The sequence below is a fragment of the Paenibacillus motobuensis genome (assembly GCF_039521865.1).
GTDB classification, from domain to species: domain Bacteria; phylum Bacillota; class Bacilli; order Paenibacillales; family Paenibacillaceae; genus Fontibacillus; species Fontibacillus motobuensis.
This window is the reverse complement of record NZ_BAAACX010000015.1, coordinates 1-14,398: the sequence shown is the minus strand read 5'-3', so window position 1 is coordinate 14,398 and position 14,398 is coordinate 1. Positions and strand designations below refer to the sequence as shown.

The window sequence follows — 14,398 nt, the reverse complement described above, 5'->3', positions numbered from 1 at the left end:
TATCTCCTGCAGGAGAAAGAAGGTGCGTTGTTAAGTGAACAAAACATCATTTATGATCGGTGTTGATATCGGAACGACAAGTACAAAAGCAGTTCTTTACGAAGAAAATGGCACTGTTGTAGCGAGCGCAAATATTGGATATCCATTATATACTCCTTCCGCAGATATTGCTGAACAAGATCCGGAAGAGATTTTCACCGCTGTACTACAGGCAGTTCAGCAAGTAATCCAGCAGAGTAAGACGGAGACAAGCCGAATCCTGTTCGTCTCCTTCAGTACGGCCATGCATAGCGTAATCCCTGTAGATGAAGCGGGAGCACCATTGATGCGCTGCCTGACATGGGCCGATAACCGCAGTGTGAAATGGGCGGATAAACTGAAGCAGGAACTGGGCGGACATGAAATTTATCTTCGTACCGGAACACCGATTCACCCGATGTCTCCACTGACGAAAATATTATGGCTGCGCCATGAGCGGCCGGATATTTTCAATAGAACTCGTAAATTTATTTCTATTAAGGAATATATATTCTTCAAGTTGTTTGGAAAATATATTGTCGATCATTCCATCGCATCAGCAACCGGACTGATGAACCTGGAGAATCTGGACTGGGATGCCGAGGCGCTGCAGATCGCTGGCATTACTCCAGAGCATCTGTCTTCTCTTGTATCAACGACGTTTATTTTGCACGGGCTAGCCCCTGAATATGCCAACAGAATGGGTCTGCTCGCCTCTACCCCTTTTGTGATCGGCGCAAGCGACGGGGTTCTATCAAATCTGGGTGTCGGCGCCATCGATCCTGGAGTCGTCGCAGTCACCATCGGCACGAGCGGAGCCATCCGCACTGTAGTGGATAAGCCTAGGACCGATCCGAAGGGACGGATTTTCTGCTATGCGCTAACCGAGAAGCATTGGGTGATCGGCGGAGCGGTCAATAACGGCGGCGTTATCTTCCGCTGGGTGCGCGATGAGATCGCCGCATCCGAGGTCGAGACCGCCAAGCGGCTCGGAATCAGTTCCTATGAAGTGTTAACGAAGATTGCAGAACGGGTTCCCCCTGGCTCAAACGGTCTCCTCTTCCATCCATACCTATCGGGAGAGCGAGCCCCGCTATGGAATCCGAATGCACGCGGTTCTTTCTTCGGTCTGACCCTCCATCATCAGAAGGAGCATATGATTCGCGCCGTTTTGGAAGGAGTCATCTACAATCTGTATACCGTTCTACTTGCTATGGAAGAACAAATTGGGAGGCCGCTTCAAATTCAAGCCACTGGCGGATTTGCCCGCTCCCCATTATGGCGGCAAATGCTGGCCGATATTTTCGACCAGACCGTCGTGATTCCGGAGAGCTTCGAGAGCTCTTGCCTGGGGGCAGTCGTACTTGGCTTATATGCGCTAGGAAGAATCGATTCCTTCAACCATGTCTCCAGCATGATCGGAGAAACCTATGAACATACGCCAAACCGCGACAATTCAGCGATCTATAAGGAGCTCCTTCCTATCTATATCCGTATCTCGCGAAAATTAGAGGAAGATTATCAAGCCATTGCCGATTTTCAGCGTAACCATTTAACGGGTAATATATAGTCTGATCATACGAACAGGACCTGACGAATGTCAGGTCCTGTTTTTTATTTTATTTCTATGAAAAGGGCTCGTTTATCCTACCAACAATCCTCGTATCTATCCAATCGAAAAAGTTATTCACAACCTCTTGAAGGACAAATTTCGATCGGCTTGGAATAACCTGTGCACACTTTTTTTCGTTAATTCACAGTTCCTGTCGATTTTTAAACAGATTATAAACAATATATAGTGTTGTTGACGGAATTTATACACAAGTTATTGAATTTGTGGATAAATACGCGCATTCCATTGAAATATAAGGCTTCTTTTGCTATGATTATATTGCTTTCACTGTGAATATCTATTAAACATTATAAAATTATCAACAGCCTGTGGATAATATTGTGAACAATTCAAAGTTATCCACTTTTATAATGATTACATTTTTCTGAGTACTGGGGATAAAACTCCCCTTTATTTATGTTTTTTCGACTTTTTTTGCATGGCTCATGCCACAATTGGATGATTTAAAAGGAGTGACAGTCTGTGGATAGCCATACTTCTGAAATATGGCAAAATATTTTATCCATCATTAATACCAAGCTCAGCAAGCCCAGCTTCGATACTTGGTTCAAAGCGACCAAAGTTGTATCCATCGACGATCATTCCATCGTCATCTCAGCTCCCACCACGTTCGCAGTGGAGTGGCTGGAGAGCCGATATACAAAATTGGTAGCTACCACGGTTTATGAATATCTCAGCAAACAGGTGGACGTAACCTTCGTCATCGAAGAATCAGCCCCACCCGAGCAACCCCCAGTCTATAAGGAGCCCCAGGCCCCCGTCCAAACCGAAGACAGCATATCCCACATGCTCAATCCCAAGTACACCTTTGATACATTCGTTATTGGATCCGGGAACCGGTTTGCCCATGCAGCTTCACTTGCTGTTGCTGAAGCGCCGGCCAGAGCTTACAACCCTCTGTTCTTATATGGGGGCGTGGGACTAGGCAAGACGCATCTAATGCATGCAATCGGACATTATATTCTGGAACATAGCCCCAGCAGCAAGGTCGTATACATTTCCTCCGAGAAATTTACGAATGAATTCATTAATGCGATCCGGGATAATCGAGCGGAGAGCTTCCGTAACAAATATCGAAATATCGATATCCTTCTCATTGACGACATTCAATTTATTGCCGGGAAAGAGTCTACGCAGGAGGAGTTCTTCCATACTTTCAATGCCCTGCATGAAGAGCGTAAGCAGATTATTATCTCTAGTGACCGACCGCCTAAGGAGATTCCGACTTTAGAAGAACGGCTCCGGTCAAGGTTCGAATGGGGACTTATCACTGATATTCAGCCTCCGGATCTGGAGACCCGTATTGCCATTCTGCGCAAGAAGGCCAAAGCGGAGAATCTCGACATTCCGAACGAAGCGATGATGTATATCGCCAACCAGATCGATACGAACATTCGGGAGCTCGAGGGAGCGCTGATCCGTGTCGTTGCGTACTCGTCCTTGATTAATCAGGACATTACAACTCATCTAGCCGCCGAAGCTTTGAAGGATATTATCCCTTCCAGCCGTCCGAAGATGATTACGATTCAGGATATTCAGCAGCGGGTCGGTGAATACTTCAATCTCAAGATGGAGGATTTCAAGGCGCGTAAGCGGACCAAAGCCATTGCCTTTCCTCGCCAGATCGCGATGTATCTATCTAGGGAACTAACCGACTTCTCATTGCCCAAGATCGGGGATGCCTTCGGAGGTCGAGATCATACAACAGTAATACATGCCCATGAGAAAATTTCGCAGCAGATTAAGAATGATCAGGAATTGAATAAAGTTATCAACAACATCACGGAGAAAATTAAAAATTCATCCTGAATAAGCTATAAGCCTATGCACATGATATGCACATGTGGATAGGCTTCATTTCATATGATTATGCTTGTTATCCACATATTCAGGGTCCCTACTACTACTATTACTATAAATAATAATATTCATCATAGATAATAGCGGCCCTGCCGCTGCCAATTGTCCAACCCTGCTTTTCTTCCAGAACAAGCTGTTTCAGTTACTAATATGCTGCTATGAGAGGTTTTATGACTGCCCTCTTTTTTGGGGGTTAGAGAAGTAGAAGAATAAGATACTTTGTTTAGGAGTTGAATTTATGAAAATCCGCGTTTTAAAACATGAATTGAATGAGTCTATCCAGCATGTATCCAAAGCGATCTCCAGCCGTACAACGATCCCGATTCTGACAGGGATCAAGATCGAAGTTAATTATCAGGGAATGACGCTGACTGCCAGCGACACCGATATTTCTATTCAAGCCTATATTCCAGTTGAAGATAACGAGAAGCAAATCGTACAAGTTGAACGGCCGGGCAGCGTTGTATTACCGGCTAAATTTTTCGTGGAAATTATTAAGAAGCTGCCTTCCTCCGAAATTGAGATGGAGCTTCTCGACGGATTCCAGACCAGAATCACCTCCGGCTCTACCGATATTCAGATGGTAGGTATGGATCCAGAGGAATATCCTGTATTACCGAGCATTGAAGAGAATCAAGTCATCTCGATTCAGGGCGATCTGCTCAAGAATATGATCAAGCAGACGACATTCTCGATCTCTACCAACGAGACATCACCGATTCTGACAGGTATTCTATGGGATATTAACGGGAATGACTTCAAACTGGTGGCTACAGACCGTCACCGCTTGGCAAGCCGTACTGCACAGATCGACAACGCGGATGAAGTTCGCGTCAGCAATATCGTTATTTCTGGTAAGACGCTGAATGAACTCAGCAAGATCGTACCTGACCAAAATACAATTGTGGATATCGTTGTTGCCGACAATCAGGTATTATTTAAAATTGACCGAGTTCTGTTCTATACTCGTATTCTGGACGGAACCTATCCGGATACTTCCAGAATCATCCCGACGAACTATAAGTCGGAATTGGTTATCGATACGAAGAAATTAAGCGAGTCCATCGACCGGGCTTATTTGCTGTCGCGTGAAGAAAAGTCGAATATCGTCCGTCTACAAACCTTTGAGAATAGTACGATAGAGATTTCCTCCAGTTCCACCGAACTCGGGAAGGTCGTTGAACAATTGGATGTAATTCAATACACCGGAGATCCACTGAGGATTTCTTTTAACTCAAAATATATGCTGGATGTGCTTAAGGTGGTGGAGAGCGAGCAGCTCCATATCGGCTTCACCGGAGCGATGAGTCCGATGATCGTTAAACCGGTGGATGACAGCCAGAGTCTCTATCTGATCCTGCCTTACCGCACAACCAACTAGAGTTCGCCTTTGATCACGAAGTAAAGCAAGAAGTGAACTCGGCATCGAATCTTGAATTCACCCGGGCCTAAGCAGATGCTTACGAAGTCATGTTTCCTACGAAACATCTTAGGTGCTCACGTACAAACTACGTACGCTCCGCTCCTCATGCCCTAGCTTCATCCAACTGAAGCGTTTTGAAAAAACGCACATCGGAAGCATAAGCTTTGGTGCTGAAAAGCGAATAAGAGAACTAACGGGGATTGCATCCCTCAAGAAAGGAATGGATCAGAGATGAAGAAGATTAGCATCTCGGATGAGTATATTAAGCTGGATCAATTTCTGAAGCTGGCCGACTGTGTTAGTACAGGTGGCATGGCCAAGGCCCTGCTGCAGGAAGAAGCTGTAGCCGTGAATAATGAGCCCGAGCAGCGCCGCGGCCGTAAGTTATACCCTGGGGATATTGTAGAAGTGCGGGATTGCGGCACTTTTCAAGTGGCCAGCAAGTAGCTCCCTGAACCTGAAGCGACAGGTGGAAATGAGGGCATGAACGATCGTGTTTGTTAATAAATTAAGCTTGCAGCATTATCGGAACTATGACGCGCTAAATCTTGATTCTTTTGGAGATGTGAATCTCATTCTTGGACGCAATGCCCAGGGCAAGACGAATTTGCTCGAGGCATTGCTTGTCCTTGCTTTGACCAAATCCCACCGTACGAGTAAAGATCGGGAGCTGATCTCCTTCGGACAAGATCATGCTGCTGTCTCGGCTGAGGTTGAGAAGAAGTATGGAACCGTTCAAGTGGAGCTGCGCTTCTCTAACCAAGGCAAGAAGGCCAAGCTCAACGGACTTGAGCAGCGCAAGTTAAGCGAGTTCGTTGGCGCCCTCAATGCCGTTATGTTCGCACCAGAGGATCTGGAGATTGTAAAGGGAACCCCTGGTGTTCGCCGGCGCTTCCTCGACATGGAGATTGGACAAGTCCAGCCAAGCTATTTATTCCATTTGCAGCAATATCAGAAGGTGCTGGTACAGCGCAACAATCTGCTGAAGCAGGCTTGGGGCAAGGAAGCCCAGCATGCGGTCATGCTGGAGATCTGGAATGAGCAATTAGTGGAGCATGGTGTTAAAATTATCAAGAAGAGGAAACAATTTATAAAGAAACTGCAAAAATGGGCGGAACAGATTCACGATGGTATAACTGGGGGGAGCGAGAAGCTGGAATTATCCTATCTTCCTTCCTTCGGAGAAGCCGATACAGAAGATGAAGCTGTCTTATTGGAGCAATTTATGATAAAGTTATCACAAATGAAGGATCAGGAAATCCGCCGCGGCATGACCTTAGCGGGTCCTCATCGCGATGATATAACTTTTTATATTAATGGCAATGAAGCACAGACCTATGGTTCACAGGGACAACAGCGGACCACGGCACTATCACTTAAATTAGCGGAGATTGAGCTTATTAACGAGGAGATCGGAGAATACCCGATCCTGCTCCTGGATGATGTATTGTCCGAGCTTGATCCATACCGTCAAACCCAATTGATCGAGACGTTTCAAAGTAAAGTGCAGACGTTCATCACGGCTACGGGAATTGAGAGCATTAACGAGAGCCGGCTTCAGAACGCCAGCATTTTTCATGTTCAAGAGGGACAAGTTCAGAGATAAGGTGGGAAGGTAAGCGATGTACATTCATTTGGGGGGAGAGAAGATCATTCTCTCATCGGAATTGGTAGCGATCTTTGATATATCGATTGAGAAATCATCCAAAATATCGAAACAGTTCGTAAGTAACGCGATTCAGGAGAAGAATGTGGTACGGATCGGAGAAGAAGAGGCCAAATCCATCGTTGTCGCCAAAAATACTGTGTACTACTCGCCAATTTCCTCTTCAACACTGAAGAAGAAGACCAATCTGAACTATTTGGTGTGATCTTGAATTGAATCTATAGAAGTAGGTGAAGGCATGTCTATGAACGAACAATCGTATGATGAGAGTCAGATACAGGTATTGGAAGGTCTGGAGGCTGTCCGCAAACGTCCGGGGATGTATATTGGTTCGACCAGTGCCCGGGGCTTGCATCATTTGGTCTGGGAAGTCGTTGATAACAGTATTGACGAGGCATTGGCCGGCTACGCCAATAAGATTGACGTAATCGTTCATGAAGATAACAGCGTAACGGTTATCGATAACGGGCGTGGCATTCCAGTTGGTGAACACCCGAAATTGAAAAAATCGACCCTTGAGGTCGTTATGACCGTTCTCCATGCCGGAGGCAAGTTCGGCGGCGGCGGGTATAAAGTATCCGGTGGTTTGCACGGGGTTGGTGTATCTGTTGTGAATGCCCTGTCCGAGAAAGTGGTAGTTGAAGTTAGACGGGACGGTCATGTCTATCAACAGGAATATCGCCGTGGTGTTCCTCAGTATGACGTCCGGGTGGTCGGTAATTCAGATAATGAAGAGACGGGAAATAAGACGACCTTCCATCCCGATCCGGAAATCTTTACGGAGACGACTGTTTTTGACTACAACACTCTATTGACACGTATTCGTGAGCTTGCTTTTCTGAATAAAGGCATCAATATTTCATTGACGGATAATCGTACCGGAGTCTCGGATACTTTTCATTATGAAGGTGGAATTAACGAATACGTTAAATATTTGAATCATAACAAAGAAGTACTGCATGAACAGCCAATTTACGTTGAAGGCAAGCGTGATATGATTCAGGTTGAAGTAGCTTTACAATATAACGACAGCTATACGGAGAATATTTTCTCCTTCGCCAATAACATTAACACGCATGAGGGCGGTACACATGAGTCCGGATTCAAGAGTGCGTTGACGAGAATTATTAACGATTATGCCCGTAAGAATAGCATGATCAAGGATAATGACTCCAACCTGAGCGGGGATGATGTCCGTGAGGGGTTAACGGCGATTATCTCCGTGAAAATTCCTGAACCACAATTTGAAGGGCAGACAAAGACGAAGCTCGGCAATAGTGAAGTACGTGGAATTGTGGAGTCCTTGTTCGCAGAGAAGTTGCAGGAATTCATGGAGGAGAATCCAGCGGTATCGCGCCGGATTCTGGAGAAGGCTCTGCAAGCTTCACGGGCGCGAGAAGCAGCTCGTAAGGCGCGGGAATTGACACGTCGTAAGAGTGCGCTCGAGGTTAGTGCCTTGCCAGGTAAGCTCGCCGACTGCTCCTCTAAGGATGCATCGCTTAGCGAACTGTATATCGTCGAAGGTGACTCCGCAGGCGGATCGGCTAAGCAAGGACGTGATCGTCATTTCCAAGCGATTCTGCCGCTGCGCGGGAAGATTCTGAACGTGGAGAAGGCGCGTCTTGATCGCATTCTCGGCAATGCAGAGATTCGTGCAATCATTACTGCACTGGGTACCGGGATCGGCGAGGAGTTCGATATTTCCAAAGCCCGTTACCACAAAGTTATTATTATGACCGATGCCGACGTCGACGGAGCGCATATTCGTACATTGCTGTTGACCTTCTTCTTCCGTTACATGCGGAAAATTATCGAGGCAGGATATGTATACATTGCTCAGCCGCCTTTGTTCAAGGTAGAACGCAACAAGGTTGTCCGCTATGCCGGTTCTGAAGCAGAGCGCGATGCGATTATTGCCGAGTTCGGCGAGAATGCCAAATACAATGTACAGCGTTATAAAGGTCTCGGCGAGATGAACGCTGAACAGCTGTGGGAGACAACCATGGATCCCGAGAGCCGTACGATGCAGCAGGTATCGATCTCCGATGCGATGGAAGCTGACAAAATATTCGATGTGCTCATGGGCGATAGTGTTGAGCCGCGGCGCGACTTCATCCATGAACATGCTAAATACGTGAGGAACTTGGATATTTAAAGTTTGAGCAATAAGAAGGCCGAGAAGAGGCATCCCCTCAACTCGGCCTTCTTCTATACCCGGTGGAGAAGTAGACTACTTCTTAGATTTCAGACGTCCATAGTGAACGGCATACCGGCGGATTTTCTTATAAATCTCTTTGTCAGTAAGATGCTTGAAGGGGAAGAGTGCCGGGAGTGTATTCACTTCCAGAATCCAGATGCGGTGTTGTTCATCGATAGCCAGATCAAGGCCTATTTCCTTCAAATTGGGGAATCTCCGGGCGAGCTGGGCGGCAACGCGCACTCCTAGCACCTTCATCTCCTTGTACACGCTAGTAAATTGTCTTGGTGTAAGGTGAGGGGCGAACAAACTCTCGATCGTCATAATCGTGCCACCGCCGCGGTAATTGGTGATGATCTTCTGCGGGGCTGCCAAGCGTCCGATAAATCCGGTTGTCTCCCAAGTTTTAAGTGGTGTCTTTTGAACAAGGGCACGAATATCAAATTTGGAGCGCCTAAATGTGAGCATTCGAATGCCAGTTTGAATCAGATATAATCTTTTGCCGATATGAGAGGAGATGGAGGCATGTAGCTCCTCTAATGACGAGAACAGCTCCGTTTGAATGCCGTGCCTGAGCTTATATTGATGACCTGCACCAGCATCAAGTTCATTATGCCATAGTTCGGCACTCATGACTCCGATCCCATAAGTCCCGCAGTCTGGTTTGATAAATACGACGCCGTAAGTATTCAACATTTCTCCAAGATGCTCGGCAGAATATTTTCTTGTATCTGGAATGTAAGGACGAATGAGTTCGTTCTGCCGTAAAATGACGGTCTTCTCCCATTTACTTGCTATACGTTGTATCGCCAAGTACTTATCCTTCCTTTCTGTACCCCGGATGCTGCCCTAAGGTATGAAAAACATAGGACAGGAGAGATAAACAATGATATAATTAAAAGATGCGGGGATTTTATAAGTTTTTTGATGAATCGAATAAATTGCCTATATTTTCAGTGTATGAAGAGACGTAACAATGGGAATGGACACATCCCCATTTTTATTGTTGTCTATGGGAGTTTAGGATGAGAAATCGTTACGTTTAAGTGAGCCGTTTTTGTGAAACGATGTTAATGACTGGCTTTTTCATAATCATCCTGTACGTAGGCACATGGATAAATTTTTAGGAGGTCCAGCATGGCGGAGGAAAAATTTTCGCAAATTGTAGATAGGGACATTAATGTGGAAATGCGCGAATCCTTTATGGATTATGCGATGAGCATCATTGTCAGCCGTGCTTTGCCCGATGTTAGGGATGGTTTAAAGCCTGTCCATCGGCGCATTTTGTATGCGATGTCCGAGCTCGGTATGTATCCAGACAAGCCGTTTAAGAAATCAGCAAGAATCGTCGGCGAAGTTATCGGTAAGTACCACCCTCATGGCGATTCAGCAGTATATGAGACCATGGTACGTATGGCGCAGGATTTCTCGATGCGTTATATGCTCGTTGAGGGGCATGGTAACTTTGGCTCCATCGACGGTGACTTTGCAGCAGCGATGCGTTATACAGAAGCACGTCTGTCCAAGATAGCTATGGAAATGCTGCGCGATATTAACAAAGAGACCATCGACTTCATGCCGAACTATGATGGTGAGGAGCATGAACCTGTCGTTCTGCCTGCGCGTTACCCGAATCTGCTCGTTAATGGTGTGTCGGGGATTGCTGTCGGGATGGCAACCAACATTCCACCACATAATTTGGGCGAAGTTATCGATGGGGTTCAGGCCATGATCGAGAACCCTGATATCGATTCCCTGGAATTGATGGAATATATCAAAGGGCCCGATTTCCCAACAGCAGGCTTCATCGTTGGCCGTTCCGGCATTCGTCAGGCGTATACGACGGGCCGCGGCTCAATCACAATGCGTGCCAAGACCACCATTGAAGAGAATAACAATAAAGCGCGCATTATCGTCGATGAATTGCCTTATCAGGTCAATAAGGCTCGGCTTGTTGAGAAGATTGCTGAGCTGGTACGTGAGAAGAGAATCGATGGCATTACCGATTTGCGCGATGAATCAGACCGTAATGGGATGCGCGTCGTTATCGAATTGCGTCGGGATGTCAATCCGAATGTTGTATTGAACAACTTATATAAACATACTTCCTTGCAAAGCACGTTTGGTATTAATATGCTTGCTATCGTTAACAACGAGCCTAAGATACTGACGCTGCGGGAAGTCCTACATCATTATTTACAACACCAGGTTGATGTTATTCGCCGGCGCACCGAATTTGAGCTGAAAAAAGCGGAAGCCCGTGCTCATATTTTGGAAGGCCTACGGATTGCCCTGGATCATCTGGATGAAGTTATCGCCCTAATCCGCAGCTCGCAGACTGCCGAGATTGCCCGTAACGGCTTGATCGAACGCTTCGGTTTGAGCGAGGAGCAGGCACAGGCTATTCTGGATATGCGTCTCCAACGCCTGACTGGCCTGGAACGCGAGAAGATCGAGGCAGAATATCAAGAGCTTCTGCAGAAGATTGCCGAATACCGTGAGATTCTAGCTAGTGAAGCGCTTGTACTGCAAATTATTAGCGATGAATTGCAAGAGATCCGCGAACGTTATTCCGATGATCGCCGCACCGCGATTATAGTTGGTGAAGAGAGCATCCTGGATGAAGACTTGATTCCGCAAGAGGAGGTCGTTATTACGATCACTCATACGGGTTACATCAAGCGTCTTCCAGTTACGACTTATCGCAGCCAGAAGCGGGGGGGACGGGGTGTCGTCGGGATGGATACGAAGGATAATGACTTCGTTGAGCATCTCTTTGTGACGAATACGCATCATTATTTGATGTTCTTCACCGACCGCGGTAAGGCCTACCGACTGAAAGCCTATGAGATTCCAGAGCTTGGTCGGACCGCACGCGGGACGCCTATCATTAATCTGATTCAGATTGAACAAGGCGAGACGGTCAATGCCGTAATTCCGGTAGAGAACTTCGATGAGGATAAATATTTATTCTTCGCGACTTGTCAGGGTATCGTGAAGAAAACTCCGCTTGAAGATTACGTGAATATACGTAAGGGCGGTCTGATTGCCGTTAATCTTCGCGAAGATGATACCTTGATTGACGTAAGACTTACAGATGGCGAGCAAGAACTCATTATGGGTACAGCTAAAGGAATGTCGATCCGCTTCCCTGAAAGTGATGTGCGTTCGATGGGACGTGCAGCAACTGGCGTGAAGGGGATTACACTCGATGAGGATGATCAATTGATCGGTATGGACGTTATCGTTCCGGATCAAGATATTCTGATCGTTACGACAAAAGGATACGGCAAACGTACTCCAGTGTCTGACTATCGTATCCAGAGCCGTGGCGGCAAGGGGATTAAGACGATCAATATTACGGACAAGAATGGTCCTGTAGTGGGTCTGAAGGTCGTTAAGGATGACGAAGACTTGATGATTATTACTAGTAGCGGAACCTTGATCAGAATGAGCATGGAGGGCATTTCCACCATGGGGCGTTATGCACAAGGGGTGAAGCTGATTAATATTCGTGATGAGGATTCCGTAGCTACGGTCTGCCGTTCCGATAAGAGCGATGACAGTGAGGATACGGATGAATTGGGCGAGATGAATGGCGATAGCAGCGAGTCTATTTCAGAAGATATCAATACTGAGAATATGGGCGAAGCGCCAGAGACAGACGAAGAATAATCATATATTTCTAGGGGACTTCCAACCGCGGAAGTCCTCTTTTATTACTTTTAAGCGTTAAAAGAAGGATTGTTGGTCTAGTCAACTCGTAATATAATGACTATAACCTATAGAAGTAGTTCAAAAAGTCTACTTTTGATAAGAAAACCGATCGAAGACATTCAAGGATGAGCGACCGCGATTCAAAGGTAGGTTGATAACGAATAAATTCTATATCTAACACGAAGTAACACTGAGAGTATATTCGACATCGAATCTTGAATTTAGCCGGGCCTAAGTAGGAGCTTGCGAAGTCATGTTTCCTGAGGAAACATTTCAGGTTCTCACGTACCCACTACAAGCAAATGCTTCCGAGGTCGTTTTCTACGAAAACGTGTAGCTCCGCTCCTTAGTCCCTAGCTTCATCCAACTAAAGCGTTTTGAAAAACGCACATCGGAAGCATAAGCTTCGATGCTGAAAAACGGCTTTTTGAACATATAGTTATAGTACTTTTTCACTATACATATCAATTTGAAGATTCGTCCAAGGAGAGATTGAGAAATGGTGAGTATTCCTCTAGCAGATGTTAGACCGGGTTTAAAAATAGCAAATCATGTGTATACGCCGCTTGGTGGGCTGTTACTGCAAAAAGGCAAGGTTCTATTGCCGCGGGACTTGGATATCTTGCGCGCTTTTCTGGTTGCTCATGTAGAAGTGGACGAACCGCCAGTGATGGGACAAGGGGAGTCTGCCAATTCTTCCGCAGCCGATAAATCAAAGCCTGCAGCCGTTTCTATACCTGAATTGGAATCGAGTCCTATTGGAGCTTTATATAAGGAATATGATCGGATGCTGCTACTGACGAAGAATGCTTTTCAATCTGTACTCGCTTCCGAACTGCCTATTTATGAGCTGCGTAACCAGTTGGAGGCTCTGATCAAACAATTAAAGCATTATAATATTCTGACATTTATGCCACGCAACCATAAAGAGTATGATTACTTATATCATAATGCCATACTATCTGCTCTGACCTCCTATCAATTGGCCGGGTGGCATGGACTCCCGCAGAAGGACTGGATGCAGGTTGCGTTTGCTGGTCTACTGCATGATATCGGGAATACGAGGATAGATCCGCAGATTCTGTTCAAGACTGAACCATTAACTGAGGCTGAGCGTGACGAGATGCGTATGCATACGACCTATGGCTATCAGCAGCTGCGCAAGACTTCGGCAATCAATGAAGGGGTACGGTTAACGGCCCTGCAGCATCATGAGAAAATGGATGGTAGCGGTTATCCGTTTCATTTAGCCGGCGAGAAGATTCATATTTATGCCAGAATCATCGCTGTCGCAGATATTTTTCATGCGATGACACTGAATCGGGCATATCGCCCGGCGGTATCACCTTATTTGGTATTGGAACAGATCAAGTCGGAATCCTTCGGTAAGCTGGATCCTAGTATTGTGCAGACTTTCGTAGATAAGGTCACTCAATTTCACAACGGGACTCGAATCAGATTAAGCAATAATCAGATAGGAGAGATCGTATTTTCCGATCGTAATCATCCTACCCGGCCTATGGTATCCGTGCAGGGCATGATTATTAATCTGGTTCAGGAGACTAACTTGTATATTGAGGAAGTCCTCACATAGACTTGCGTTATAGAATTCCAGGCTCTAGCTTTATCCAACTGGCTGCGTATCGGAAGCATAAGCTTCGGTGAAGAAACCGATCTTCTTTGGACGTACTTGGAGAGAAGGCTTAAAATAGGGTTGCAATTAGATTGAATATAGGGTATATTTATAAACGCTGTTGCTAACAACGAAAGTTGCTTCAAAAAAAGATTTCAAAAAGTCTTGCATTGAAGAACAGCATATGATATATTATAAGAGTTGCTGCTGAGAACGCAGCGACGCTGAAAACGAAGTTGATCTTTGAAAAC

General features: G+C 45.9%; 10 protein-coding genes. 9 read left to right on the top strand and 1 reads right to left on the bottom strand.

Translation table 11 applies throughout. From position 1 onward, the window contains the following. Positions 1-52 precede the first annotated feature (52 nt). The 7 genes from gntK to gyrB all read left to right on the top strand — a co-directional run bounded on the left by gntK (position 53) and on the right by gyrB (position 8,755). Positions 53-1,588: a gluconokinase gene (gene gntK / locus ABD014_RS16010; RefSeq protein WP_379340858.1), complete on the top strand. Its 1,536-nt coding sequence runs from the start codon at positions 53-55 to the stop codon at positions 1,586-1,588. 525 nt (positions 1,589-2,113) lie between these two features. Next, positions 2,114-3,460, top strand: coding sequence for a chromosomal replication initiator protein DnaA (gene dnaA / locus ABD014_RS16005; RefSeq protein ID WP_343862855.1), 1,347 nt, complete (start codon positions 2,114-2,116; stop codon positions 3,458-3,460). 289 nt (positions 3,461-3,749) lie between these two features. After that, entirely contained in the window at positions 3,750-4,892 is a 1,143-nt protein-coding gene (gene dnaN, locus ABD014_RS16000) for a DNA polymerase III subunit beta (RefSeq protein WP_343862854.1), read from the top strand. Positions 4,893-5,165: 273 nt separating this feature from the next. Beyond that, positions 5,166-5,381, top strand: a complete 216-nt coding sequence (gene yaaA / locus ABD014_RS15995; protein ID WP_309156793.1) for a S4 domain-containing protein YaaA — start codon at positions 5,166-5,168, stop codon at positions 5,379-5,381. 46 nt (positions 5,382-5,427) lie between these two features. Beyond that, entirely contained in the window at positions 5,428-6,540 is a 1,113-nt protein-coding gene (recF, locus tag ABD014_RS15990; protein ID WP_343862853.1) for a DNA replication/repair protein RecF, read from the top strand. Between the two features lie 16 nt (positions 6,541-6,556). After that, on the top strand, positions 6,557-6,805 hold the full coding sequence (gene remB / locus ABD014_RS15985) for an extracellular matrix regulator RemB (protein ID WP_343862852.1): 249 nt from the start codon (positions 6,557-6,559) through the stop codon (positions 6,803-6,805). Between the two features lie 33 nt (positions 6,806-6,838). Next, positions 6,839-8,755, top strand: coding sequence for a DNA topoisomerase (ATP-hydrolyzing) subunit B (gyrB, locus tag ABD014_RS15980; RefSeq protein ID WP_343862851.1), 1,917 nt, complete (start codon positions 6,839-6,841; stop codon positions 8,753-8,755). Positions 8,756-8,830: 75 nt separating this feature from the next. Here the strand turns inward: gyrB and ABD014_RS15975 are convergent, their stop codons facing one another. Then, complete coding sequence (locus ABD014_RS15975) at positions 8,831-9,610, bottom strand: YheC/YheD family protein (RefSeq protein WP_343862850.1); 780 nt, start codon at positions 9,608-9,610, stop codon at positions 8,831-8,833. A gap of 324 nt (positions 9,611-9,934) precedes the next feature. Here ABD014_RS15975 and gyrA point away from each other — a divergent pair, with 324 nt between their 5' ends. Next, a complete protein-coding gene (gene gyrA / locus ABD014_RS15970; RefSeq protein WP_343862849.1) occupies positions 9,935-12,472 on the top strand; it encodes a DNA gyrase subunit A in 2,538 nt (845 codons plus the stop codon). A gap of 541 nt (positions 12,473-13,013) precedes the next feature. Next, positions 13,014-14,108, top strand: coding sequence for an HD-GYP domain-containing protein (locus ABD014_RS15965; RefSeq protein WP_343862848.1), 1,095 nt, complete (start codon positions 13,014-13,016; stop codon positions 14,106-14,108). The last annotated feature ends 290 nt before the right edge of the window (positions 14,109-14,398 follow it).